Origin of the sequence: Vibrio gangliei, from assembly GCF_026001925.1 — a bacterium.
GTDB classification, from domain to species: domain Bacteria; phylum Pseudomonadota; class Gammaproteobacteria; order Enterobacterales; family Vibrionaceae; genus Vibrio; species Vibrio gangliei.
Genome location: NZ_AP021869.1, coordinates 366258 through 391596, shown reverse-complemented (window position 1 = coordinate 391596; position 25339 = coordinate 366258). Strand labels below are relative to the sequence as shown.

23 protein-coding genes are annotated in these 25339 nt (G+C 43.1%); 3 read left to right on the top strand and 20 right to left on the bottom strand.

Features of this window, described 5'->3' with window-relative positions; translation table 11 throughout:
* Window positions 1-206 precede the first annotated feature (206 nt).
* From Vgang_RS01810 to Vgang_RS01800, 3 genes are all read right to left on the bottom strand, one after another.
* Complete coding sequence (locus Vgang_RS01810) at window positions 207-1553, bottom strand: BamA/TamA family outer membrane protein (protein ID WP_245879924.1); 1347 nt, start codon at window positions 1551-1553, stop codon at window positions 207-209.
* Window positions 1554-1577: 24 nt separating this feature from the next.
* A complete protein-coding gene (gene alr / locus Vgang_RS01805) occupies window positions 1578-2672 on the bottom strand; it encodes an alanine racemase (RefSeq protein ID WP_105902299.1) in 1095 nt (364 codons plus the stop codon).
* Window positions 2673-2747: 75 nt separating this feature from the next.
* Window positions 2748-4142, bottom strand: a complete 1395-nt coding sequence (locus tag Vgang_RS01800; RefSeq protein ID WP_105902300.1) for a replicative DNA helicase — start codon at window positions 4140-4142, stop codon at window positions 2748-2750.
* A gap of 218 nt (window positions 4143-4360) precedes the next feature.
* Between Vgang_RS01800 and Vgang_RS01795 the strand changes: the two genes are divergently transcribed.
* Window positions 4361-5509 (top strand): DUF481 domain-containing protein, encoded by a 1149-nt coding sequence (locus Vgang_RS01795; RefSeq protein ID WP_245879925.1) that lies wholly within the window; start codon window positions 4361-4363, stop codon window positions 5507-5509.
* 175 nt (window positions 5510-5684) lie between these two features.
* Here the strand turns inward: Vgang_RS01795 and rplI are convergent, their stop codons facing one another.
* From rplI to nsrR, 7 genes are all read right to left on the bottom strand, one after another.
* On the bottom strand, window positions 5685-6137 hold the full coding sequence (rplI, locus tag Vgang_RS01790; RefSeq protein WP_105902301.1) for a 50S ribosomal protein L9: 453 nt from the start codon (window positions 6135-6137) through the stop codon (window positions 5685-5687).
* 38 nt (window positions 6138-6175) lie between these two features.
* On the bottom strand, window positions 6176-6403 hold the full coding sequence (gene rpsR / locus Vgang_RS01785) for a 30S ribosomal protein S18 (protein WP_000090472.1): 228 nt from the start codon (window positions 6401-6403) through the stop codon (window positions 6176-6178).
* Between the two features lie 16 nt (window positions 6404-6419).
* Window positions 6420-6722, bottom strand: a complete 303-nt coding sequence (gene priB, locus Vgang_RS01780) for a primosomal replication protein N (protein ID WP_105902302.1) — start codon at window positions 6720-6722, stop codon at window positions 6420-6422.
* A gap of 7 nt (window positions 6723-6729) precedes the next feature.
* Window positions 6730-7113, bottom strand: coding sequence for a 30S ribosomal protein S6 (gene rpsF, locus Vgang_RS01775; RefSeq protein ID WP_105902303.1), 384 nt, complete (start codon window positions 7111-7113; stop codon window positions 6730-6732).
* Between the two features lie 325 nt (window positions 7114-7438).
* Window positions 7439-8188, bottom strand: a complete 750-nt coding sequence (gene rlmB, locus Vgang_RS01770) for a 23S rRNA (guanosine(2251)-2'-O)-methyltransferase RlmB (protein ID WP_105902304.1) — start codon at window positions 8186-8188, stop codon at window positions 7439-7441.
* A 59-nt stretch (window positions 8189-8247) separates the two neighbouring features.
* Window positions 8248-10737, bottom strand: coding sequence for a ribonuclease R (gene rnr, locus Vgang_RS01765; protein WP_105902305.1), 2490 nt, complete (start codon window positions 10735-10737; stop codon window positions 8248-8250).
* Window positions 10738-10824: 87 nt separating this feature from the next.
* Window positions 10825-11250, bottom strand: coding sequence for a nitric oxide-sensing transcriptional repressor NsrR (nsrR, locus tag Vgang_RS01760; RefSeq protein ID WP_105902306.1), 426 nt, complete (start codon window positions 11248-11250; stop codon window positions 10825-10827).
* Between the two features lie 119 nt (window positions 11251-11369).
* Here nsrR and hmpA point away from each other — a divergent pair, with 119 nt between their 5' ends.
* A complete protein-coding gene (gene hmpA / locus Vgang_RS01755; RefSeq protein WP_105902307.1) occupies window positions 11370-12518 on the top strand; it encodes an NO-inducible flavohemoprotein in 1149 nt (382 codons plus the stop codon).
* Window positions 12519-12596: 78 nt separating this feature from the next.
* Here the strand turns inward: hmpA and Vgang_RS01750 are convergent, their stop codons facing one another.
* From Vgang_RS01750 to tsaE, 10 genes are all read right to left on the bottom strand, one after another.
* Window positions 12597-13913 (bottom strand): adenylosuccinate synthase, encoded by a 1317-nt coding sequence (locus tag Vgang_RS01750; protein WP_105902308.1) that lies wholly within the window; start codon window positions 13911-13913, stop codon window positions 12597-12599.
* Between the two features lie 135 nt (window positions 13914-14048).
* Window positions 14049-14234 carry a DUF2065 domain-containing protein gene (locus tag Vgang_RS01745; protein WP_105902309.1) on the bottom strand — a complete coding sequence of 62 codons (186 nt, stop codon included), beginning with the start codon at window positions 14232-14234 and terminating at the stop codon, window positions 14049-14051.
* Window positions 14235-14323: 89 nt separating this feature from the next.
* Window positions 14324-15304: a protease modulator HflC gene (gene hflC, locus Vgang_RS01740; protein WP_105902310.1), complete on the bottom strand. Its 981-nt coding sequence runs from the start codon at window positions 15302-15304 to the stop codon at window positions 14324-14326.
* A 2-nt stretch (window positions 15305-15306) separates the two neighbouring features.
* Complete coding sequence (gene hflK / locus Vgang_RS01735) at window positions 15307-16500, bottom strand: FtsH protease activity modulator HflK (RefSeq protein ID WP_105902311.1); 1194 nt, start codon at window positions 16498-16500, stop codon at window positions 15307-15309.
* Window positions 16501-16528: 28 nt separating this feature from the next.
* The gene (hflX, locus tag Vgang_RS01730; protein WP_105902312.1) at window positions 16529-17836 is read right to left on the bottom strand and encodes a ribosome rescue GTPase HflX; all 1308 of its coding nucleotides are present in this window, start codon (window positions 17834-17836) and stop codon (window positions 16529-16531) included.
* A 56-nt stretch (window positions 17837-17892) separates the two neighbouring features.
* On the bottom strand, window positions 17893-18171 hold the full coding sequence (gene hfq / locus Vgang_RS01725) for an RNA chaperone Hfq (RefSeq protein ID WP_105902313.1): 279 nt from the start codon (window positions 18169-18171) through the stop codon (window positions 17893-17895).
* Between the two features lie 357 nt (window positions 18172-18528).
* The gene (gene miaA, locus Vgang_RS01720) at window positions 18529-19467 is read right to left on the bottom strand and encodes a tRNA (adenosine(37)-N6)-dimethylallyltransferase MiaA (RefSeq protein WP_105902314.1); all 939 of its coding nucleotides are present in this window, start codon (window positions 19465-19467) and stop codon (window positions 18529-18531) included.
* Window positions 19464-21362, bottom strand: a complete 1899-nt coding sequence (gene mutL, locus Vgang_RS01715) for a DNA mismatch repair endonuclease MutL (protein WP_105902315.1) — start codon at window positions 21360-21362, stop codon at window positions 19464-19466. The genes miaA and mutL overlap by 4 nt, the downstream gene beginning before the upstream one ends.
* A gap of 24 nt (window positions 21363-21386) precedes the next feature.
* Entirely contained in the window at window positions 21387-23111 is a 1725-nt protein-coding gene (locus Vgang_RS01710) for a LysM peptidoglycan-binding domain-containing protein (RefSeq protein WP_105902316.1), read from the bottom strand.
* On the bottom strand, window positions 23105-23569 hold the full coding sequence (tsaE, locus tag Vgang_RS01705) for a tRNA (adenosine(37)-N6)-threonylcarbamoyltransferase complex ATPase subunit type 1 TsaE (protein WP_105902317.1): 465 nt from the start codon (window positions 23567-23569) through the stop codon (window positions 23105-23107). Before tsaE ends, Vgang_RS01710 begins: the two co-directional genes overlap by 7 nt.
* Window positions 23570-23846: 277 nt before the next feature.
* On the opposite strand from tsaE, the gene queG reads away from it, so the two are divergent.
* Entirely contained in the window at window positions 23847-24977 is a 1131-nt protein-coding gene (gene queG / locus Vgang_RS01700; protein ID WP_105902318.1) for a tRNA epoxyqueuosine(34) reductase QueG, read from the top strand.
* Window positions 24978-25339 lie beyond the last annotated feature (362 nt).

Genomic DNA, 25339 nt, shown 5'->3' with positions numbered 1-25339 from the left:
TGCCCCCGATACAAAACAAGCTCAGTCGAACACTCGACTAAACTCAAAAATTTTTTCAATCACTGGTTGTGAAGATAATTATGGCAATGATTTATGTGATCTATATTGCGTTATATCAGTTTAAATAAAAGTCACAAGTGATCAAATACCTAATCAACCTCAACTGCGGATAACTAGAAGTCACTCTTATCCACAGCTGAGGTGAATCAAAATGGCTGATTGACCATTACACGAAATAGGCTTTCTTCATCACCCCATGCCATTTCAGCACGTACCACCACGCCCTCAACCTGAAAACGTACTGCACCGCCATAACTAACTTGCATATCATCATGCAACTCAGACAAATCATAATCATCTGCGACTCGACCAACATCGGTAAAGAGCACCCATTGCCACCATGGCACGTTATACCAATCGAACACGGGCCAATGTTGCAATGGCTGCCAATCTGGCATCACACGGTACTCTAAACTATAGTTAATCGCAGCCTGTCCTGTGAAACGACCAGAAGAAAATCCACGCTGGCGATACAAGCCACCTAAGCGAACACCTGCGTATTCTGGCGGACGATGCTCACCATTGTCACCTTGATTCCAACTTGGTGTCCCTGCAGTATAAAAATCAAACGCGATCACTTGTTTATTAAAAAGATTGCCTAAAGAACCAATGTCAAAGTACTGGCTATTCTGAAACTCCCACGTACTCCATGATTCGTCATTTCCTAGCTCTGGCGCGTAGGTATAATTGAAAATAGTATGTGAACCGCGGGTGGTATTGCGAGTGCTGTCTCGGTTATCCCAATCTAAACTGAAAATAGCGCCCCAGGTCGACTCCGCTTCATCGACACTGATATCGTCCAGCTTACGAGTTTTATAAAAGGGTGTAATACCTAGCGTTGTCACGCCACTGTCCCATGGCGTCATTCCTGTGATTTCACGACGAGGAGCGTAACCGGCTTGAGCGGCTTTTTCTTTACCTAACCCAAGAGGAAGCACATAACGAAATTTGGCCTGTAGACGAGATTCACGGCCATCGGTTTCAATGTAATCATCAAACTCAGAATCATTGCTCGTGGCGGCACCTAGGTAGTAATTGTAATCTTTAAATTGGGCAAGATAAGCGTCCGCATCCACCAACCAGCGTTCACTGAGTTGGTAATTATACCCTCCCAAATAGCTCACATAACTGCCTTTATCCGACACAAAACCAGTACCTAACAAAGCCGCCTGTGGTTGGCCCGCCCCTTTTAACAATCCTGCTGCACCGATAGAGTTGCCGATAGAATCGGACACAAAGCCAAAGGGCACCACTTTAAAATCGGAATACCAAGAGTCAATTTGTTCATCTTTCGTGTTATTGGTATTTTCCTCATCCGTAGCTCCTTTATCCGACATAGCTCCTTTATCCGATGAGCTTGTATCAGTAACGCGCGCTTCTTGAGTGGGCTGAGGCAATTTAATATCTGGTTCAGAGAACACCTGAGTGGTATACAAACCAAGCAGCCCCAAGCATGCATTCAAGATCAGTCGTGGAGTAAAACGTCCCAGCATTAATAGGGCTCTCTTTGCTATGAATTAAACTTGCTCATTGAGATAAACCATCTCAACACGGCCAGTCAACTTAGTGACCAGCTCATACGCAATAGTACCAATGTGCTGAGCCACTTCTTCTGCGGGTAATCCCTCTCCCCACAAAATGGCTTTATCTCCCACCTTATCTTGGCTATTGGCTCCTAAATCAACCGTCAGCATGTCCATTGAAACACGGCCTGCAAGGGGAACCCGACGTCCATTGATGATAACCGGCGTGCCATTTGGCGCGGTACGTGGATAGCCATCGCCATAGCCCATCGCAATCACACCAATTTTAGTATCTTGCTTCGCAGTCCACGTCGCACCATAACCGACACTTTCGCCCGCTTTCACTTCTCGCACTGCAATAAGCTGCGATTTCAGCGTCATCACTGGTTGATAGCCCATGGATTGCGCGGTCTTATCTGAAAATGGAGACACGCCATATAAGATGATCCCCGGACGAACCCACTCTAAATGACTATCAGGCCAAGCTAGAATGCCCGATGAGGCAGCAATAGAGCGCTCACATCCCGATTCAGCCAGTTCTGTAAACACACTGATTTGCTGCATCGTGATCGGATTTTCCAGTTCATCGGCACACCCAAAATGACTAATAAAGCGTAGCGGCTTTTCGACATTGGGGCAGGCATGAAGTCGAGAAATAAACTCTGGTATTTGCTCAGGACGAACCCCTAAACGATGCATGCCTGTATCAATTTTTACCCAGACTTTTATTGGAGAAGATAATTGGGCTTGCTCAAGGGCTTCTAGTTGCTCCAAACAATGTACAGCGGTGTGCAAATTATTGGCTTGTAAAATCGGCAAGTCTGAATCGGCATAAAAGCCTTCTAGTAATAAAATCGGCTTACTGATCCCGGCACTGCGTAGTTCTAATGCCTCTTCTAAGCGGGCCACCCCAAAACTGTCTGACTCACTTTCGAGCGCTAGCGCAACCGGTACAGCCCCATGACCGTAACCGTTGGCTTTCACTATGGTAGTAATTTTACTTTTGGCCGCAGTTTGTTTGATTTGAGCAAGGTTGTGACGCAAAGCAGCTAAGTTAACGCAAGCTGTAGCAGCCAAAGTGGGCTTCATCGATATATCCTAAGTAAAAAATATAAGCCAGAGACAGAAAAAGTAGGCCATATGACAGCCTACTTTTCAGGTTATTTATTCATCATCAAACGCCGGGCCTGCGTAATTATCAAAGCGAGAGAACTGCCCTTGGAAAGTCAAACGAACCGAACCAATCGGGCCATTACGTTGCTTACCTATAATGATTTCGGCAATGCCTTTGAGGGCGCTGTCTGGGTGATACACTTCATCACGATAAATAAACATGATTAAGTCGGCATCCTGCTCGATCGCCCCCGATTCGCGCAAGTCCGAGTTAATAGGACGCTTATCGGCACGTTGCTCCAATGAACGGTTAAGCTGAGAAAGTGCAACCACCGGCACATTCAGCTCTTTCGCCAATGCTTTTAATGATCGAGAAATTTCAGAGATTTCTAACGTACGGTTATCTTGTAGACCCGGCACTCGCATTAACTGCAAGTAGTCGACCATGATCATGGATAACCCGCCGGTTTCACGCGCAATTCGACGGGCACGAGAGCGTAATTCGGTTGGGGTTAAGCCTGAGCTGTCATCGATATACATATTCTTCTTTTGCATCAGAATACCCATGGTCGATGAAATACGAGCCCAATCTTCATCATCCAACTGACCAGTACGGATCTTGGTTTGGTCAACTCGAGAAAGAGAAGCCAGCATACGCATCATGATTTGTTCTGCTGGCATCTCTAGCGAGAAGATCAGTACCGGTTTATCTTGATCCATCGCGGCGTTTTCACACAAGTTCATGGCAAACGTGGTTTTACCCATCGATGGACGAGCCGCGACAATAATCAAATCTGAACCTTGTAGACCAGCAGTCTTCTTATTCAAGTCAGTGAAGCCAGTTGATACACCAGTCACACCATCTTGTGGCGTTTTATAAAGCTCTTCGATGCGCTCTAAGGTTTTTTCTAAAATGTTATCAACGCTCTGTGGGCCTTCATTTTCGGTCGTGCGTTCTTCGGCAATCGCAAACACTTTACTCTCAGCCATATCAAGCAAATCGGCTGAACTGCGACCTTGTGGATCATAACCCGCATCGGCAATTTCATTTGCCACTCCTATCAGGTTGCGCACCAGCGCACGTTCACTGACAATATCAGCATAAGCGTTGATGTTGGCTGCACTTGGAGTGTTTTTGGCCAAGTCAGCTAAATAAGCAAAACCACCAACAGATTCCAGCTCTTCACGCTGTTCTAAATACTCAGAAAGGGTAATTAAATCCAGTGGCTGACTGTTTTCTAAAATGGATTTGATTGCCGCATAAATCAGACGATGAGGTCGGCTATAAAAGTCTTTTTCGACCACTTTACCCGCAATTGAATCCCAACGTTCATTATCAAGTAATAAACCACCTAAAACCGACTGTTCGGCTTCAAGGGAATGAGGTGGGACTTTTAGGGCATCGACTTGTGCATCTGATTTTTTTCGGGGGATATTATCTGCCATAGGAACCACTTACTTGAAAATTTGAGCTCATCATTATACCCAAGCTTCTTCAATATGATAGCCATGAATCTCGTCTATTGCGCTAACTTCAAGGTATTCGAAATGTTCTGATTTACTCTAACACTATCGAATTAGAAAAAAATTAACGGTATGATGACGGCAATTTTTATACATACGTTATCATCACTCGCAGTGATTTTATTGAGGTATTATTCTTAGTGCAAAAACGCCTATTGCCGCTCTTGTTTTTATTGTTAAGCCAGCAAACTTACAGTGAAACAACGGTATCCAGTGAGGATACTGATAACTCACAAGCTGAAAGTGCGGCCGCTACAACCAAGGATGATACGCAAACTGATAATAATCTGTCTGACGATACTCAGACGGAAAGCTCTGACGCACCTGAAACCTCAGATGATAACGCTTTATATTTTGAACAACCTGCCACTGACAATAATAGCGACACTTCAGCGCCAACTACTGAAACCTCTGAAACCTCTGAAACCTCTGAAAATCAAAACACAACGAAAAGCGAAGCGACACCAGAAAATAAATCGAATGTTGATGAAGACGGTGTGGATGAAGAGTTAATCGCCGAGCTTTTAGAAGAGGATGAAGATGGTAACGAGAAAAATGATGAGCCAGTTGAACCAAAAAAAATAAAGGTGGAAGAAGACAGTGAGCCACCAAGCACATCAAGCTGGTTACCTGAAATTGAATTTGGTTATCGTTCAGAACAAGGTAATGAAGACGAGCGTTCTTTAAATGCTCGCTTAGCACTGGATTATATTTCTGGCCGCTTAAGAAACAGCGGTGAAGTGAAAATTTACATGAAAAATGAAGACGGTGAAGAAGACGATAGAAAGCAAAGCTATCAACTACAAAGTGACTATAAGATCAGCCCTAAGATGTATATTTACGGTAGTTTCAAAGGAATAGACTCTAAATACAGTTCTTATTTTCATGATTACACCTTCTCTACTGGTTTAGGTTATCAGGTGACCAACACAGATACTCTCACGATAGAAACCGAGCTCGGTCCAGGTTACCGCTATCAAGAACCGAACACAGATGAAATCGATGATGACGATCCGATCTTCCCGGAAAATGTCGATGAGCCGATCATTCGAGCCAATTTAACCGCAAAATGGAAACCGTTTGATAGCACATCATTTAACTTCGATGGCACGGTGGTGAGTGGTTCAAGTAATACACGTATTGACACCGAAATTAGCATTATCAATAACATCACTGAAGATGTGGCGCTTAAGATCGCGCAGTCACGTCAACATTTAAGCCGCGTGCCTAACAACTTAAGCAAAACAGACAGCACCATTACCATCAATATTTTGTACTCGCCTAAATAGCTTCAGCTGTGAATAACTAAAAGTCACTCAATACCGAAAACAGCGCACTTTTCGGTGCCTAACTTCCTTAAAATCAACGTGATACTTCCCGCTATCACGTCTAGCATTTTCCATTATTCAGATATAAAAAAACCGACACGAGGTCGGCTTTTTTATTGTGCTTTGATGCTGATGATTAGTCAGCAGCAACAACTTGAAGTTTAACTTCAGCGAATACTTCAGAGTGAAGTTGGATGCTGATTTCAAACTCGCCAGTTGTACGTAGAGCGCCTTCAGGAAGACGAACTTCGCTCTTAGCAATTTCAACGCCTGCTGCAGTAACTGCATCAGCGATATCACGAGTACCGATAGAACCAAATAGTTTACCTTCGTCACCCGCTTTAGAAGCGATTACAACTGCTTCTAGTGCGTTAACTTTCTCAGCACGAGCTTGTGCAGCAGCTAGTTGCTCAGCAACTTTAGCTTCTAGTTCAGCGCGACGTGCTTCGAAAACTTCAACGTTAGCTTTAGTAGCCATAACTGCTTTACCTTGTGGGATAAGGAAGTTACGAGCGTAGCCAGATTTAACGTTAACTTGGTCGCCAAGGTTGCCTAGGTTACCGATTTTATCAAGTAGAATAACTTGCATTATCTTAGTCCTCTTAAACTTAATTAAACTGCTGCCAATTACTGATGTTTGTCAGTGTATGGAAGAAGTGCTAGGTAGCGAGAACGCTTGATAGCGCGAGCTAGTTGACGCTGATATTTAGCACTTGTGCCAGTGATACGGCTAGGTACAATTTTACCAGCTTCAGTGATGTAATTTTTAAGAGTTGCTACATCTTTGTAATCAATCTCTTGTACGCCTTCTGCAGTGAAACGGCAGAATTTACGACGACGGAAGAAACGAGCCATGGGCTATCTCCTGATCTTAAATTTGAGTAATGTTGTCGGCATGCAAAACTAATTTTCCTAAACCATTTCGGCCGGTATGGTAAGCGACAAAACCGCTTGCCTTAATTTGACTGCCTAAAACTAAATGTTGAGTGATATGTTGTGACCCTTGCCCACTCACGACCACCTGCATGCGACAATAAACTTGTCTCGGTAAACTCGCTTCTTGTACTGTCGAACGGTGCTCAATACTAAAATGGCAATGGGCAATGCCCGCAGGACTTAGGCTTCTAACCGGAGCTTTGACGACAGTGCCGCTTAACTCCAATCGATTGGTCATCAATTAATTACTCAGCTGCTGCTTCTTCTGACTTAGCTTCAGAACGCTCTTCACGACGAGGTGCGCGCTCTTCACGTGCTTTCATCATGATAGATTGTTCAGTCACTGCAGATTTAGTGCGCATGATCATGTTACGTAGAACTGCATCGTTGAAACGGAAAGCAGTTTCTAACTCATCAATCACAGCTTGCTCAGACTCAACGTTCATTAGAACGTAGTGTGCTTTGTGCAATTTGTTGATTGGGTAAGCCATTTGACGACGGCCCCAATCTTCTAAACGGTGGATAGTACCGCCAGCTTCAGTGATAGTGTTAGTGTAACGCTCGATCATGCCAGCAACTTGCTCGCTTTGATCAGGGTGCACCATGAATACGATTTCGTAATGACGCATCGGTTGCTCCTTACGGATTATTAGCTTCCACATTGGCTCGGCCATCCGGAGGAAGCAAGGAACGAAAATATAAAAGGCCGAGATTTCACAGGGGGCGGATTGTATAAGACGTCGATAAAATAGGCAAGCAAAAAGATTACTGCGAGGAAGAGCAAAAGATTGTTTCGAGAGCCGAGTGCGCTTCGCTTCGAGTTGCGGGTAATAGCAAAAGCGGTTACGGGGTGCGAGTTCGCTCCGAGCCACGAGAAACAACGCGCTCGAATACCGATAAACGATATCGCTTTTCGGATATCGAGCGCAGCGTCCCCGTATCTCGCTTCTAGCTTTAGCCTAAACGCTGACGCACCGCTTCAAACAAACAAATCCCAGATGCCACTGAAACGTTTAAGCTCGACACACTGCCCGCCATTGGGATCTTGATTAAATCATCACAGGTTTCACGGGTTAAACGACGCATGCCATCGCCTTCTGCCCCCATGACAATCGCCAGTGGGCCCGTTAATTTCGCTTGGTAAATATCGTGAGTGGCTTCACCTGCCGTGCCGACAAACCAAATACCTTTTTCTTGTAGCGCACGCATGGTACGAGCCAAGTTAGTAACACGAACAAACGGGACTGTTTCTGCAGCACCACAGGCTACTTTACTTACGGTTCCGGTTAATGGGGCAGATTTATCTTTCGGCACAATTACCGCCGCCACACCGGCCGCATCAGCATTACGCAAACAAGCGCCTAAGTTATGTGGATCAGTTACGCCATCCAACACCAATAAAAGCGGTTGCTGACCTTTCGCTTCACACTGCGCGATAATGCTATCGAGATCATGCTCATTCAGTGCTTTAGCGGGTTTTACTTTAGCAATGATCCCTTGGTGGTTAGCTCCATTCGCTTTCGCATCTAATGTTTTACGGTTCATTTGCTGAATTGATACGCCATATTGCTGCAGTTGTTGTAATACTGGCATTAAGCGATCATCTTGACGACCGTTTAGAACAAACGCTTCAACAATACGTGCCGGATCTTTATCTAATACGGCGTTGATGGCATGAATGCCAAAAATAAATTCGTTACTCATTGTTTACCTTAGAGACTTACTTTGAAAGACTGACCTTGCGAGCGCATGCTCTATATCAGTCATTTTACTTGTTTCGCTTTTGCACGTTTTTTGGCCGAAGGTTTACTGCGCTTCGGCTTTGTTCCTGGCTTTCCTGCAGCACTCGACTTTGATTTAGTGCGTTTCTTCTTGCCTTTGCCCGACTCATTACTACCATCAGGGCGTTTAGTGGGTTCAACCAATGGCTTAGCTTTCTGACCCGGCTTATTGGCTTTGACCGCTTGTTTTTTCTTGGTTGCGGCTTTTTTGTCTGCATTGGCAGCACGCTTCTTAGCGGTTTTACCTTTGCCTCTCGGTTGGCGAGTAGTGCCGACCACTTCAAAATCGATTTGACGTTCATCAAGATTCACCGCCAGCACTTTAACCGAGACTGTGTCGCCTAGACGATAAATCAAACCAGAGCTCTCACCAACCAGACGCTGTCCAATAGGATCGAACTGATAATAATCATTGGCAAGCGATGAAATATGGACTAATCCGTCGATATGCAATTCACTCAAGCGAACAAAGAAACCAAAACCGGTGACGTTAGCAATCACCCCTTCCATTTCTTCTCCGACATGATCTTGCATGTATTCACATTTGAGCCAATCAGACACATCACGCGTCGCATCATCGGCACGACGTTCGGTCATCGAACACTGCTCACCGTAGTAATCCATATCATCAAATGAATAATGGTAACCACCGGTTGGAGTCCAACGATCGGTATTGACACCGTTTTGCTTTGCAATCAAATACTTAATCGCACGGTGCAGTAATAAATCAGGATAACGACGAATCGGCGACGTAAAGTGAGCATAGCGTTTTAATGCCAAACCAAAGTGACCGGCATTATCTGGGCTATAAATTGCTTGTTTCATCGAACGCAACAGCATGGTCTGAATTAACTCTTTATCAGGACGCTCACCAATTTGATGCATTAATTGCGCATAGTCTGTAGGAGACGGCTCAAGACCACCATTTAGGCTCAAACCTAACTCCGCTAAGAAATCTTTAAAGCCTGTTAAGCGTTCTTCTCCCGGAGTTTCATGAATTCGATATAACGCCGCTTCTTTGGCTTTTTCCACTAAAGAAGCAGAAGCAATGTTAGCTAGGATCATACATTCTTCGATGATCTTATGCGCATCATTACGAATGACGGGCTCAATGCGATCGATTTTACGGAATTCATTAAAGATGAATTTCGTTTCAACGGTTTCAAACTCAATTGCCCCGCGCTGCTCTCGCGCTACTTTGAGCACGTTGTACATGTTGTGCAATTCTTCCAAATCTGGCACTAACGCATGGTAACGCTCACGCAGTTCTTCATCACCTTCAAGAATGGCAGCGACTTTGTTGTAAGTTAAACGCGCATGGGAATTCATCACCGCTTCATAGTGCTTATAGCCCGAAAGCTTACCGCTGGCAGAGATGGTCATTTCACATACCATACACAGGCGATCAACTTGCGGGTTGAGCGAACACAAACCGTTTGACAGCACTTCCGGCAGCATAGGCACCACTTGCGATGGGAAGTAGACTGAGTTTCCGCGGTTAATCGCTTCTTTATCTAAAGCGCTATTTGGTCGAACGTAATAGCTCACATCAGCAATCGCGACCCATAAACGCCAACCACCACCTTTTTTCGCTTGGCAATACACAGCATCATCAAAATCACGAGCATCTTCACCATCAATCGTGACTAAAGGCAAGTCGCGCAAATCAACGCGGCCTTCTTTGGCTTCTTCTGGTACTTCCTCACTGAGATGGGCCACTTGCTTTTCAACCGCCTCTGGCCATTCATCCGGGATTTGATGGGTATGAATCGCGATCTTAATTTCCATACCCGGTGCCATATTTTCACCCAGTACTTCAACAATCTTACCCATCATGCCGCGAGAACGCGTTGCACGAGCGGTCAACTCCACCACAACTACGTTGCCCATACGAGCACCCGCGCGAAATTCATCTGGGATCAAAATATCTTGGCTGATGCGTGAATCATCCGGCACCACAAATGCATGGCCATCTTCTAAGAAAAAGCGACCGACTAAATTGGTTTTGCGCGCTTCCAAAATACGCACCAAGCGCCCTTCTTTGCGGCCACGCTTATCGGTACCGTTTGGTTGAACCAGTACATAATCACCATGGATGACGGTGCGCATTTGATGGTGTGGCAATAACACATCATTATCTTTGCCGGCACTGCCTTCTGGGCGTACCCAGCCAAAGCCATCACGGTGCCCAATCACTGTGCCTTTAATCAAATCGATCTTCTCTGGCAACGCGTAACATTGACGACGAGTAAAGACCAACTCGCCATCTCGCTCCATCGCACGAAGTCGGCGACGTAAGCCTTCATATTCTTCCTCGCCTTTAAGGTGAAGTGCTTCAAACAAATCATTACGATTCATCGGCACATTGGCTTGTTTTAGAAAATCGAGAATAAATTCACGGCTTGGAATAGGGTTATCATATTTTTCAGATTCGCGAGCGGCGAAAGGATCAATGTGATGATGTTCAGACATGGCGTACCTGCTTATGTGAGCAAAGTGTAGCCTTCAGTATATCCGAGACTAAGACTAAGCTACAGAAATGCTTTGAATTTGTGAAAATTAGTCCGGGCGTAGCAGCATAATAAGTTCGTCATTACTTTCTAACATATCTGCGACGCTATATTTATCTAGTTCCGATAAAAAGGCTTCCTTGGCAATAGCTAAGGCCTTTTTTAAACGACAAGCAGAGGTTATATGGCAAGATTTCTCAGAGCAATCGATAAGCACAAGAGGCTCTAAGTCCCGAATAACTTCACCTAATATAATGTCTTTTGCTGCTTTACCAAGGCAAATCCCACCATTTTTACCTCTTATCGCTTTAATGTAACCAAGTTGAGATAATTTATTAATGACTTTAATAAGATGGTTTTTAGGAACATTAAATCGCTCACTAACAACTCTGATACTACTTAATTCACCATTAGGCAAAGCGGCTAAAAAGAATAATGATCTTAAACCGTAATCAGTAAAAGATGTTAGCTGCATGTTATCTCCAAAATTTTATGGCCTAGTTAAAAAGTATAAATAGTTGACTGCTTAAAAGATACATTTATAATACCACTTTAAAAGATGCATATTAAATACAACTTATAAAGGGTGTGAACATGTTAAGCCAAAATACTATTGAAATCGTCAAATCCACTGCTCCTTTGATTGCTCAAGCAGGCCCAACACTAACCGCCCATTTCTACAATAGGATGTTTAATCACCATCCTGAACTAAAAGATATCTTTAATTTGACGCATCAAAATACAGGTCGTCAACGTGAAGCTTTATTTAACGCCGTTTATGGTTACGCTGCCAACATAGATAACATTGAAGTTTTATTGCCTGTAGTTGAAAAAATTGCTCATAAGCACACAAGCTTCAATATCACTGCAGAACAATATCAAATCGTAGGTACACATCTTTTAGCGACCATTGATGAGCTCATGAGCCCAGGGCAAGAAGTTTTAGATGCTTGGGCTGAAGCATACGGCTTGTTGGCACAAGTATTTATTAATCGTGAAGAAGAAATTTATCAAGCGAATGAACAGCAGCAAGGTGGCTGGCGAGGAACTCGTGAGTTCAAAGTAATCGAAAAAACAGTTGAAAGTAGCGTTATTACTAGCTTTATTTTTGAACCAATTGATAAGAAAGCGGTGGTCAGTTACAAACCTGGACAGTACTTAGGTATTTACCTCAACTCAGACAAACTTGAAAACCAAGAAATCAGACAATATAGCTTATCGGATGCACCTAATGGAAAAACTTATCGCATCTCTGTCAAACGTGAAGATAATGGCATTGCATCCAATCATCTACACAATGAAATACAAGTCGGTGATACGGTCCAACTAGCAGTCCCGGCTGGTGATTTTTTCTTTAACACTGAGAATAACAAACCCGTTGCTTTAATTTCTGCAGGTGTAGGCTTAACTCCAATGCTAGCTATCTTAGAAAGTATCAAAGAGACGCACAGTGCCAATATTCATTGGCTACATGCTGCCGATAATGTTGAACGTCACGCTTTCTCTCAAATTATTTCTGATTATGCAGAACAGCAAGAGAACTTAACTCAACAAACTTGGTACAAAGATAAACACGGCTTTATGAATTTAAATGATGTGAATTCAATTGATTGGATAGCAACGGATTTCTACTTGTGTGGTCCTATCGAGTTCATGCAATTTGTCGCTTCACAGTTAATTGACAAACATGTTCCTGAAGCCAATATTCACTATGAATGTTTTGGTCCTCATAAAGTGCTTTAGTATCATCACTCGCTTACAAGCATGAAAAAAGCCGACATTACGTCGGCTTTTTAGTAAGAGCTTTAACAATATTCACCATTAAGCGTTAAATGGATGAACCTTGATGATAGTCTCGTTACGATCAGGACCGGTTGAAATAATATCAACTGGCACACCAGTCAGCTCTTCAATACGTTTGATGTAATCAAGTGCGGCTTGTGGAAGCGCATCGATTGATTTAGCACCGAAAGTATTTTCAGACCAACCAGGCATGGTTTCATAAATTGGTGTAGCTTTTTCGAATGCATCAGCAGCCATTGGAGAGACTTCAGCAACGCTGCCATCTTCCATTTGGTAGCCAGTACAAATCTTAATTTCTTCTAAGCCATCAAGTACATCAAGCTTAGTTAAGCAGAAACCAGAAATTGAGTTAATTTGGATTGCGCGACGCATTGCTACCGCATCAAACCAACCGGTACGACGTAAACGACCAGTTGTTGCGCCAAACTCGTGGCCAACAGTACCTAGGTGTTTACCGACTGGATCTTGTTTGTCTAAGCCGTCGTATAATTCCGTTGGGAATGGACCAGAACCTACACGAGTACAGTACGCTTTAGCGATACCTAGAATGTAACCAATATGACGAGGGCCAAAACCAGAACCTGCCGCAACACCACCAGCGGTTGTGTTAGAAGAGGTTACATATGGGTAAGTACCATGGTCGATGTCAAGAAGCGTACCTTGCGCGCCTTCAAACATGATTTTATCACCACGTTTACGAGCAGCGTCTAGCTCATCCGTTACATCAATAACAAGAGAAGTCAGTAGGTCTGCGTAACCTTTTGCTTGCTCTAGCACTTCTTCGTAGCTTACTGCTTCAGCTTTGTAGAAGTTCACAAGTTGGAAGTTGTGGAATTCCATCACTTCTTTAAGCTTCTCAGCAAAAGATTCCATATCGAATAAGTCGCCAACACGTAGGCCACGACGAGATACTTTATCTTCGTATGCTGGACCGATACCACGGCCAGTTGTACCAATTGCTTTTTTACCACGAGCAAGCTCACGAGCCTGATCTAAAGCAATATGATAAGGAAGAATTAGAGGACAAGCTTCAGAAATGTATAGGCGTTCGCGAACTGGAATACCACGCTCTTCAAGCGGTTTCATTTCATTTAATAAAGCGTCAGGTGAAAGCACTACGCCGTTACCGATAATGCATTTTACATTGTCGCGTAAGATACCTGATGGAATTAAGTGAAGTACGGTTTTTTCACCGTCAATGACGAGAGTGTGGCCTGCGTTATGACCGCCTTGGTAGCGAACCACATATTTTGCATCTTCAGTTAAAAGGTCAACAATTTTACCTTTACCTTCGTCACCCCATTGGGTGCCCAGAACGACTACGTTATTTCCCATTTTTACAAGTCTGCCTGCTAGTTAAAAAAGGATTCTAGCACACCCACATAGGTTCTTGCAGTCCTTTTTTCGATGATTTTTTATGCAAATTTCGTTACTGGATAAAAATCACAAATGACACAAGATGTTAGGAAATCAGTAATGCATCCATAAAACAATAACAGCGCCGACCAAAATCAAACCCGTACCGATTTTTTTCAGCTGATTTTCAGGTTGTTGAGCAATTTGGCTGATCATTTCTCGCCATGCTTTTGGAAATAAAGCTGGCCCAATGCCTTCAAAGATCAGCAACAACCCCAATGCAATAATTAATTCATTCATCTTATATCTCAACAATTTGCGCCTTACTCAAAAGCGACGATCAATAAAAAAGGCCCCGTGGGGCCTTTAAATAGTAACTTCCACTTCAATTATTTTGAAGTTTGTCCATGACTATCATTCATGTACTTAAAGAAATCACTCTTAGGATCCAACACAAGCAAATCACTCTTATTGCTGAATGATTTCTCATACGCTTTTAGTGAACGAAGGAATCCATAAAACTCAGGATCTTGCTTGTAAGCTCCTGAGTAAATAGACGCCGCTTTTGCATCCGCTTCACCACGTGTTACACGTGCAGTCTTATCTGCTTCCGCCAAAATTGTCGCCACTTCTAGCTCGGCTTGAGCTCGAATGATTTCCGCTTTTTCTCGACCTTGAGAGCGGTGTTTACGCGCAACAGACTCACGCTCAGCACGCATACGGCGATAGATAGATTCACTGATTTCATCAGGTAGGTTGATTTTCTTCATACGGAAATCAACAATATCTACACCCAAGTCTGTCATCGCACTGCCACGAGTATCCTCTAACACATCTTGCATGATTTGATCACGCTCACCTTCAACCTCAAGTGCTTCTTTGGCTGATTCAGGAATCACTTCGCTTTCTTGAATGCTATCTACAGCGACAATATCGCTACTAGGACCTGAAACAATTTGCTTGATTTCACGTGAACCGATTTCTGAACGTAGTACGTCCGTCACCTTGCGTTCAAGTAAGGTCTCAGCCGTTAAGATATTACCACCACCTGTTGCCAAGTAGTATTGGCCGAAATCACTGATGCGCCACTTCACGTAGCTGTCGATGATGACGTCTTTTTTCTCTGAAGTCACGAAACGGTCAGAGCGGCCATCCATAGTTTGGATACGAGCATCTAACGTTTTCACGCTATCGAAAAATGGCATTTTAACGTGCAGACCCGGTGGGTAAATTTTAGATACATCATTAGTATCTTTCAGCACTCGGCCAAAACGAATCACTATGCCTCGCTCTCCCTCAGGGATAACAAACACAGACATTAAAGTCACAACAATCAGAATCGCAACTAAAGGGATCATTAACTTACGCATGCTTAGAATCTCCCTTGACGTGTTGAGGTTGAAGTTGAGTCATCTTGTGTGTCATTCGTATTTTGCTGATCCAATTGAATTCCATCATAAGTTGGCTGGTTTTTATCTTGCGAACGTGTCGTCGTGCTCTGCGATTTTTTAGATTCTGACACTAGCTTATCGATTGGTAAATAAAGCATATTGCCTGAAGAATCTGAATCAATCAGTACTTTCGAGCTGTTGGTATAAACTTTTTCCATCGCATCTAAGTACAAACGGTTACGAGTCACATCTGGCGCAGCTTTATACTCAGGCAATAGTTTCTCAAATTGAGCTACTTGACCTAACGCCTCATTAACTGTGCGCTCTGTATAACCTTGAGCTTCTTTCTTCAAACGCTCAGCACGACCGGTTGCTTTTGGCAAAATTTCATTTTTGTACGCTTCAGCTTCACGGATGAAACGCTCTTCATCTTCTCGTGCTGCAATCGCATCATCAAATGCATCTTTTACTTGCTCAGGTGGACGTGAAGACTGGAAGTTCACATCAACCACCGTTAGACCCATATCATATTTATCGATGATTTGATTAAGCGTTTTTTCTGTTTCTTGACGAATAGCCTGACGACCACTTGTCAAAATACTATCCATTAAAGAATCACCAATCACGGCACGCAGTGCAGAATCCGTTGCTTGACGTAAACTATCATCTGCATTGGTCACTTGGTAAAGGTATTTGTAAGGATCAGAAACGCGGTACTGAACGCCCATTTCAACCGTTACTACGTTTTCATCTTTGGTTAACATTAAACCCGATGCGCGTAATGAACGAATCGCCTGTACGTTTACTGGAGTGACTTCGTCAATAAAACGAGGACGCCAGTTAAGGCCAGGATCAACCATACGCTCATATTTACCTAAACGTAACACCACGCCACGCTCGGCTTCCCCAATGGTATAGAAACCAGAGAAAACCCAAATCAAAATGGCAATAATCGCAATTGCGCCGAAGCCCATTGCACCACCACCGCCAAAAGATGGCCCTTTACCGCCACCTTTTTTACCAAACTTGCCGCCTAATTTTTGGCTGAGTTTGTTGAATACCTCATCCAAATCAGGTGGACCTTGTTCACGACCGCCGCGATTATTTTTATTACCCCACGGGTCATTATCGCGTCCATTGTTGTCGTTGTTATTTCCAGGCTCATTCCACGCCATTAGAAAGCTCCATCGTATAGATATGACGTTATACTGTAGCAGTGATGTCTTTGACGATAAAGTCCATCAACACTGCCCCTTCTCTTTTCGCTAATCGTGACCAATCAACTTGCTGCATTCGAATATCAATCAACAAATTGCCTTGCTCATCGTACTCTTCAGCTTGAATGGCATTCATTTGGAAGAATAAACTGCGCATTCTGCCTTGATGCATCGGTGAAATACACAATCGATATTGAACAATTTGGCTTGCTAATCGTTCGGTTAATGCCGTAAACAGCAAGTCAATGCCTTGCCCTTCCATTGCCGAAACCCAAACAGTACGCGGATTCCCCTCGTCATCACGCTCTATTCTTGGTTTCTGATCGTCCATGTTATCAATCTTGTTCATCACTAACAGTGACGGAACTTCATGTGCATCGATCTCTTCAAGAACTTCGTTTACCGCATGGATATTCTCACGAAAACGGTCATCACTTGCATCTACAACATGTAACAAAATGTCAGCCTCTTGCGTTTCTTGCAAAGTGGCTTTAAATGCTGCGACTAAGTCGTGTGGTAAGTGTCGAATAAAACCAACCGTATCAGCCAAAATAGCAGGACCAACATCATCCAACTCTATTTTTCTCAATGTTGGATCCAAGGTGGCGAACAGTTGATCCGCCGCATAAACTCCGGCTTCCGTAATACGGTTAAACAGTGTCGATTTACCCGCATTGGTATAACCAACAAGAGAAATCGTTGGGATTTCCGCACGCTGACGCGCTTTACGCCCTTGCTCACGTTGCTTGGCGACTTTCGCTAATCGACGCAAAATCGCCTTAATACGTTCACGTAATAAGCGTCTATCCGTTTCTAGCTGAGTCTCACCAGGCCCCCGTAAACCGATCCCGCCTTTTTGTCTTTCTAAGTGTGTCCAACCACGGATCAGACGAGTAGATAGGTGACGCAACTGCGCCAACTCTACTTGTAACTTACCTTCATGAGTTCGGGCACGCTGAGCAAAAATATCGAGGATTAGACCAGTACGGTCCAGTACACGACATTGGCATAAATACTCTAAGTTTCTTTCTTGAGCAGGTGTTAGCGCATGATTGAATATCACGATTTCCGCACCTACAGCTTTCACTGTATCGGCGATTTCTTGTGCTTTACCGGTTCCAACATAATATTTCGTATGTGGAGATTGGCGGCTACCTGTTACAACCTGTAGCGATGTGACGCCAGCGGAAGACACCAGCATTTCAAATTCGCTGAGATCTTCCCACTCACCTTCTTGTGTGAAGTTGACATGAACAAGTACAGCCTGCTCACCGGCTTCATAACGGTCAAACAAGCAGTCCGCTCCTTAATCGTTGTTGACAATAATTGATAAAAATTCGCTGAAAGTTATTAATCTTCAGAATTCTCTGATTGAGAACGCTCCGAACGTTCAGTTTGTGGACGCGATTCCGCAGTGTGATGGCTCACTGCACGAGCCGGAACAACCGTTGAGATCGCATGTTTATAAACCATTTGGTTAACAGTGTTTTTCAGCAAGATCACAAATTGATCAAATGATTCAATTTGACCTTGTAGCTTAATTCCATTCACAAGGTAAATTGATACTGGGATACGTTCACGACGTAATGCATTCAAGAATGGGTCTTGTAAAGATTGCCCTTTAGCCATTTTATATTCCTTATTTTGTTGTTTATTTTATTTTTTAGCTAACTTTAGCTCTCTACCATTTCCAAAGGAGACTTACCGTAGAAAATCAAAAGTACTTACACAAAAAAGCAGTGCCAGTTCTTAAAAACTTGCGCAAGCCGTCAAGTTAAATAAGTAACGCATTAACGAATGAATTCATCCGACTGCTAAAGATTCTTTTATACCCGATTATTTGGGTATAAATATCAATGATTTCTGCCTTGAAATCATTGAGAGTTTTAAACTCAATTACAGTATATACCCAAGTAACTTCAAGATGCGAGTTGAGATACTCATACTGTTCAGAAATCCCGGTATTTAGCGCTATACCTTATCGAGTTAACGACAATATGCTTCGATTTGGCATGAAACGATAGTAAAGGCAGAATCAATATCTTCACTATCTAGCCAAGTCAAATCGTTCCAACTGCGTAACCAAGTAATTTGTCGCTTTGCCAATTGACGCGTAGCACACACACCACGAAACACAGCGTCTTCCAATGTACCATTCCCATCCAGATATTCCCACATCTGACGATAGCCAACGCAACGAATAGATGGCAGATCAAGATGTAGATCACCTCGATTACGTAAATTGATGACTTCTTGTTCAAAGCCAGCAGCGATCATTTTTTCAAATCGTAACTCAATACGGCGATGAAGCTCGGAGCGTTCTTTTGGCATAATGGCAAACTGTTTCACCTCATAAGGCAATGGTTCGCCTTTTTGTTCCGTCAACTCAGTCAACGTTTTTCCTGAAATTCGGAACACTTCTAAGGCTCGAGATAAACGCTGAGGATCATTGGGATGAATACGTTCAGCGGAAACAGGATCAATACCTGCCAATTCTTGATGCAAGACTTCCCAACCTTTTTGTTGTGCTTCTTTTTCAATTTTCTGACGTATTTCAGGATCAGCCGCTGGCAATGGCGACAAACCTTCTAATAAAGCTTTGTAATACAGCATGGTACCACCGACCAATAATGGAATTTTTCCTGCCGCCACAATCTCTTCCATCTGCTGTAAAGCATCACGACGAAAGTCCGCTGCTGAATACGACTCACTAGGATCAAGAATATCAATCAAGCGGTGCGGTGCTAAGGCTTGCTCTTCGGCATCCGGTTTGGCCGTACCAATATCCATACCTTTATAAATCAATGCCGAATCAACACTAATAATTTCAACAGGGTAATGTTGGCGTAAACGTATCGCGAGATCGGTTTTACCTGATGCCGTTGGCCCCATTAGGAATAAAGCGAGAGGTTGTGTTGATGTCATGATTTCAATGCCAGTATTGTTTGAGAAAAATCGACGGGGCAGATCCAGTTAAAATCAGCGAAAGGTAGCTGATTACCCCATATTTGTTCCAGCTCTGATACCAATTGAATCGCTTCCGATAAACGGTAACTCGGCTTACTCACAGCGATCTTGCGGGTTAACCATTGTGTGATCAAGCCTAAATTCACATTCGGCTGGTTTTTTAGCTCGGCCAATAAAGCTGGGATCAGCTGCTGCAAATTTTGTTGCCTTAAAGGTTGAGGGACTCCCATCACCATAACGCTGGCTTTACTCTTTGTCTGTAAGTCTATGCCAAGCTGTTGTAACACGGCTTGATGAGATTGAATCACTTCAATATCTTCTTTCAACATCGGTATATTAAGGGGGATAAGTAAAGGCTGTGCTTTTAAAGGAAGCGTTTCGGCACCTTGAAATTGACCTTGAATTTTAATGGCTTCAGCTTTAACAAGATCTATCAAATGACAGCCTTGCGAATTTTGCATCAGTAAATACACATCTTGGATCACTGCCAATGATTTACCGAGCGAATCTACGGTTAGCAGCGAAGATGTTTGTTGAGAAGACTGCTCTGCAGGTTGATTATCTATCGGCTCAAGCTTCTCATCACTGTCCACCGTCATCGGTTCAAATAAAGAGCGGTAAGCTTCCGTTTGCCTTTTTTGCACAACAGAAGAGGCTGGCGATGGTGCAGAATAGCGTCCTTTACTTACTGATGAATGGCCTTTGCTTGTATGACGAGAGGCATCCCATGCTTTTTCTCCTGAATAGTCTCTAGGCGATGATTCACGGGCGCGTTCTTGTATCGAATGCTCTGAGAATTGACTCGTGTTGGGTGTTGCATAAGCCGACTGAGAAACAGAAGCTGGGATCAAATCAATACTTTGCGCCAAGGCGTCACTTAAGGCTTGGTAAATAAAATCATGCACTAAGCGAGCTTGATGAAAACGAACTTCGTGTTTGGCTGGATGCACATTGACATCCACTTGGTGCGGGTCGACTTCAATAAACAGAACATAAGTGGCAAATTGCTCGGGGCGCAACGTATTCTCATAACTTTGGCGTATTGCATGATTAATTAACTTATCACGCATCATACGGCCATTAACGTAGCAATATTGCAGATCGCTTTGGCTCCGAGCACCATCCGGCGTGGTGATCCAGCCATGTAATTTCAGATCATCATGAGCCAGTTCAATTTTGACAGCATGCTCCATAAAACCACTTCCACAAACAGCTGATACTCGTTTTTCAATTTGGATATCTGTTTTTGCGGCTCGATATTGACGCACCACTTTTCCGTTGTGTCTTAAAGTAATAGACACGGAAAAACAACTTAGCGCAATGCGTTTAAGGAGCTCATCAATATGAGTAAATTCCGTTTTTTCAGTGCGAAGGAATTTTCGGCGTGCCGGTGTATTAAAAAACAGATCCACGACTTCCACTGTCGTTCCTACTGGGTGAGCGGCAGGTGTCAATTGCACCGCCATGTCTCGCCCTTCGGCATAAGCAGACCAGGCTTCCGATTGTGTGGCGGTACGTGATGTTAACGTAAGACGTGAAACCGAGCTGATACTCGCAAGCGCTTCCCCACGAAACCCCAGACTCAAGATAGCTTCCAGATCATCTAGTGAGTGAATTTTCGAAGTTGCATGACGGCTAAGCGCAAGACCGAGTTCGTCTTTTTCAATTCCTGAACCGTTATCTCGTACACGGATCAGTTTGCTGCCACCTTTTTCAATATCCACATCGATTCGAGTTGCCCCCGAGTCGATACTGTTTTCCACTAATTCTTTAACGACCGATGCAGGACGTTCAACCACTTCACCGGCTGCAATTTGGTTCGCTAATCGAGCTGGTAAAATTTTTATTGCCATAACGCTACTGCACCATTGAATTGATTATGATTGTGGAATTGTCAGCTTTTGCCCCACTGCTAAACTGTCTGAACGTAAATTATTGGCTTTACGTATATCAGCCACACTGACACCATACTTATCAGCGATTTTACCGAGGAAATCACCTCGTTGAACTTGATAAGTGATGCTCTTCGGTTTGCTCGACACAGGGATTTTTAATGTTTGTCCCACCTTCAAAGTATTCGAACGCATATTATTTTGCTGCTTAATACTGTTCACAGATACCGAATACTTCTCAGCAATCTTACCTAAATAATCCCCGTTTTTAACTACGTAAGTCGTCATATGGTCGCTATTAGAGATCGCAGCTGGAGCTGAACTACTGCTTGATGTGGCACTTGGTGAAGCAACTTTCAACTCTTGGCCGACATAAACCGTCGAACTTTTTAAATTATTCCAGCTTTTTAAGTTTGCTGTCGTCGTACCATAATTGCTGGCAATGACCGATAAAGATTCGCCACTTTTCACTTTATGAGTAGTACCTGATGGATGATTAACCACAATCATGCCTTCAGGTGGATTATCTTTAAAATATTGCACTACAGCCTTTGAAATGGCACTCGCTAACTGATTTTGGTGGTAGTTTTGTACTAATAACTTTTCTTCTTGTGGGTTAGAAATAAAGCCCGTCTCCACCAAAATAGAAGGAATATCCGGTGACTTTAGTACCGCCAAGCTGGCATAAACCGGCTTAGAAGTATGCATGCGAGTCACTTGTCTTAGCTCCTGAATAACCTTTAAAGCAAGCTTATTACCTTCAGTTTGCGAGTGACTAAATTGCAAATCCAATACTGTTTGGCTAACGTTTTTATCATTACTGTTCTTCGACAATAAAATACCGCCGCCGCCTAACAATTCAGACTGCTCCTCTTTCTTTACCACCCAACGACCAATTTCAGTATTAGCGCGACGAGTACTCAGTACAAACACAGAAGCACCACGAGGGCCAGGTGTGGTGTAACTATCTGCATGGATAGAAACCAATAGTAACGACTTATTTTTACGTGCTATTTCAGAACGTTTATTCAAATTCACATAGTAATCACCAGTACGAGTCAGTACTGCATGAATATTGGATGTACGATTCAGCTGATCGGCAACTTTCTTTGCTATTGCAAGAGTAATATGTTTTTCATATTTACGTGTTGGACCAATCGAACCAGGATCTTCGCCACCATGGCCAGGGTCAATAGCAACCACTATCTTAGTTGCTGATTTAGACGTTGTAGTAGGAATCGGTGCTGGCAACTTAGTCTCGGAAGAAGATGAAGTATTAGAAGAAGCCGAGCTGCCACCTTCATGTTTAAAGTCAATGACTAAACGATGACCATATTGTCCATCTGCGGTAGGCGCTAATTTGAAAATTTCAGCGTCTTGCTTTGATTTTAATTCAAACACTAAACGGTAGCTTGAAGCGTCGGCAGGGCTACTTTTACGAATTTTAGTTAACACTGGGCTGTCTTTGACCAAGACCGGTAACTTGGTCTTAAGCTGAGTTTGCTTAAGATCCACCACCAAACGGTTTGGGCTAGTCAAAGTAAAATAGCTATATTGAGGCTCAGTACCCATGTCCATCACAACACGCGTATCATGTGGTGATGGCCAAACACGAATACTATCCAAAGTATTGGCTGTCGCAGCAAAAGCAACACCAAACCAACATGTCAGGAGCAAACACAGTGCTCGAAAATGAGAATACTTCAACACAATTCCAACTTACTTAATAAAGATTGTCCGTAGTCATTATTTGCAGTTATGACAACTTGACGTTGCTCATCAAGATAACGTAATTCAATATCCAGATCGGCTAGTGGTAATAGGCCATACCCTTTCTCAGGCCACTCAACTAAACAAATGGCATCAGGGGTAAAATAATCACGAATCCCCATAAACTCGAGCTCTTCAGGATCAGCTAGGCGATATAAATCAAAATGATATACCTGCCAGTCTGCTAATTGATAAGGCTCAACCAAAGTATAAGTTGGGCTTTTCACATTACCTTCATGCCCCAATGCACGAACAAAACCACGGCTAAAAGTCGTTTTGCCAGCACCTAAGTCACCATGTAAGTAAATAGTGGTTTGCTGAGAGCAAATTTTTGCCAATTTCGAGCCTAGTTCAATCGTGGCCGCTTCATCAATTAATATGGCTTGCTTAGTCGTCATAAATGTTCGTTATCCGTGATCAAAAATAGTGCGAAACTGCATACGCTGGAACTCAGAACCAGGATAGAAAATAGTAAACTGAGTCGATAAAAAGAGGCAATAGCTCAAAACCGCTATTATTCTATATATTGACGCTAAATTCTAAACAAAGTGTCAAAAATAAACAGTTAATGAGTTAAAAAAATCCAAATCTTCCATACTCACACCAAGCTGCTGAATCTCAACCCAAAGCCATGCTAGAATTTAACCATCATTCTTATCTAATTAGCCATCTAGCATGAACTACCAAGAACTCGCTCAAAAAATCAAACTGTGGGGGCAGGAACTCGGCTTTCAAAAAGTGGGGATCACCGATGTCGATCTTTCACAACACGAAGCTCAATTGCAGCGCTGGTTAGATTTGGGCTATCACGGCAACATGGATTGGATGGCAAGACATGGGATGATGCGGGCACGCCCTAACGAACTTCACCCTGGAACCATTAGAGTTATCAGTGTTCGTATGGATTACCTTCCCCCTCAAGCTAAATTTGCATCTGATTTAGATGACCGAACACAAGCCTATATCAGCCGTTACGCTTTGGGGCGTGATTATCATAAACTTATCCGAAACCAGCTAAAAAAGTTGGGGCAAAAAATTGAGCAAGAAGTCGGACAATTCGGTTACCGCCCTTTTGTCGATTCCGCCCCCATTTTAGAAAGGCCCCTAGCACAAAAAGCCGGTTTAGGCTGGGCTGGTAAACACTCACTCATTTTAGATAAAGAAGCAGGCTCGTGGTTTTTCTTAGGCGAGCTACTCATCGATCTTCCATTACCAACCGACGAACCTCAGATCAATCAATGTGGAAAATGCACCGCTTGTATGACCTCTTGTCCAACAGGCGCGATTGTAGAGGAAGGCGTAGTAGACGCTCGCCTTTGTATTTCTTATCTCACTATAGAATTCGACGGCATTATTCCAGAAGAGCTTCGTTCCAAAATGGGGAATCGCATTTATGGTTGTGATGATTGTCAGCTTGTTTGCCCGTGGAACCGAGAAGCCGATATATCAAAAGAAGCGTCATTCTTCAGACGTGACATTTTCCAAAATGCGTCTTTAATACAGCTCTTTCAGTGGAACGAACCTGAATTTTTAAAAAATATGGAAGGCTCTGCTATACGTCGTATTGGCCACATACAGTGGCTACGCAATATTGCGGTTGCGCTAGGTAATGCCCCTTATGACGCTGAGATTTTAGAAGTACTACAACAGAGATTAGGACTAAGTGACAACCTCGATATTCATATTCAATGGGCACTCAAACAGCAACAACAAAAGCAGCAAGATATAGAAGCAAACTTAGCACGAAATGCTAAATTAGAACGTTTGGTTAGAATTATACGAAAAGGTTTACCACGCGACGCTTAGTGACACGAGTCCCAAAATAAAAGAAAAATGTGGAAAACGTGACAGGTTTGCCATTGTGACAGGGCGTAACAAAAAGTTAAGCACAATCAAAAGCTATGATAAAGATCAAGTAAAAATCGAAAAAAGATCATTAAAAGACACTGATCTTTTATACATATAAAAAATTAAACACTTAAAAAACAAAGGTTTAAATAAATAACAATAAAAGTCGTTGTATTTAATTTAAAACCTGGATCTTTAAATATCATCTTTGATGACAGCTAAAAAACAACTTACACACCAAGTTATCCACAATAAAAAGCTTGTGGATAAATTTGTAGATAATATTGTTGAAAGATACGTGTGCTGCTGAATAAAACGAA

Excerpts from the sequence above, each read along its gene's own strand:
- Vgang_RS01810 (WP_245879924.1), bottom strand. The coding sequence starts at position 1,553 with ATGCTGGGACGTTTTACTCCACGACTGATCTTGAATGCATGCTTGGGG.
- alr (WP_105902299.1), bottom strand. The coding sequence starts at position 2,672 with ATGAAGCCCACTTTGGCTGCTACAGCTTGCGTTAACTTAGCTGCTTTG.
- Vgang_RS01800 (WP_105902300.1), bottom strand. The coding sequence starts at position 4,142 with ATGGCAGATAATATCCCCCGAAAAAAATCAGATGCACAAGTCGATGCC.
- rplI (WP_105902301.1), bottom strand. The coding sequence starts at position 6,137 with ATGCAAGTTATTCTACTTGATAAAATCGGTAACCTAGGCAACCTTGGC.
- rpsR (WP_000090472.1), bottom strand. The coding sequence starts at position 6,403 with ATGGCTCGTTTCTTCCGTCGTCGTAAATTCTGCCGTTTCACTGCAGAA.
- priB (WP_105902302.1), bottom strand. The coding sequence starts at position 6,722 with ATGACCAATCGATTGGAGTTAAGCGGCACTGTCGTCAAAGCTCCGGTT.
- rpsF (WP_105902303.1), bottom strand. The coding sequence starts at position 7,113 with ATGCGTCATTACGAAATCGTATTCATGGTGCACCCTGATCAAAGCGAG.
- rlmB (WP_105902304.1), bottom strand. The coding sequence starts at position 8,188 with ATGAGTAACGAATTTATTTTTGGCATTCATGCCATCAACGCCGTATTA.
- rnr (WP_105902305.1), bottom strand. The coding sequence starts at position 10,737 with ATGTCTGAACATCATCACATTGATCCTTTCGCCGCTCGCGAATCTGAA.
- nsrR (WP_105902306.1), bottom strand. The coding sequence starts at position 11,250 with ATGCAGCTAACATCTTTTACTGATTACGGTTTAAGATCATTATTCTTT.
- hmpA (WP_105902307.1), top strand. The coding sequence starts at position 11,370 with ATGTTAAGCCAAAATACTATTGAAATCGTCAAATCCACTGCTCCTTTG.
- Vgang_RS01750 (WP_105902308.1), bottom strand. The coding sequence starts at position 13,913 with ATGGGAAATAACGTAGTCGTTCTGGGCACCCAATGGGGTGACGAAGGT.
- Vgang_RS01745 (WP_105902309.1), bottom strand. The coding sequence starts at position 14,234 with ATGAATGAATTAATTATTGCATTGGGGTTGTTGCTGATCTTTGAAGGC.
- hflC (WP_105902310.1), bottom strand. The coding sequence starts at position 15,304 with ATGCGTAAGTTAATGATCCCTTTAGTTGCGATTCTGATTGTTGTGACT.
- hflK (WP_105902311.1), bottom strand. The coding sequence starts at position 16,500 with ATGGCGTGGAATGAGCCTGGAAATAACAACGACAACAATGGACGCGAT.
- hfq (WP_105902313.1), bottom strand. The coding sequence starts at position 18,171 with ATGGCTAAAGGGCAATCTTTACAAGACCCATTCTTGAATGCATTACGT.
- miaA (WP_105902314.1), bottom strand. The coding sequence starts at position 19,467 with ATGACATCAACACAACCTCTCGCTTTATTCCTAATGGGGCCAACGGCA.
- mutL (WP_105902315.1), bottom strand. The coding sequence starts at position 21,362 with ATGGCAATAAAAATTTTACCAGCTCGATTAGCGAACCAAATTGCAGCC.
- tsaE (WP_105902317.1), bottom strand. The coding sequence starts at position 23,569 with ATGACGACTAAGCAAGCCATATTAATTGATGAAGCGGCCACGATTGAA.
- queG (WP_105902318.1), top strand. The coding sequence starts at position 23,847 with ATGAACTACCAAGAACTCGCTCAAAAAATCAAACTGTGGGGGCAGGAA.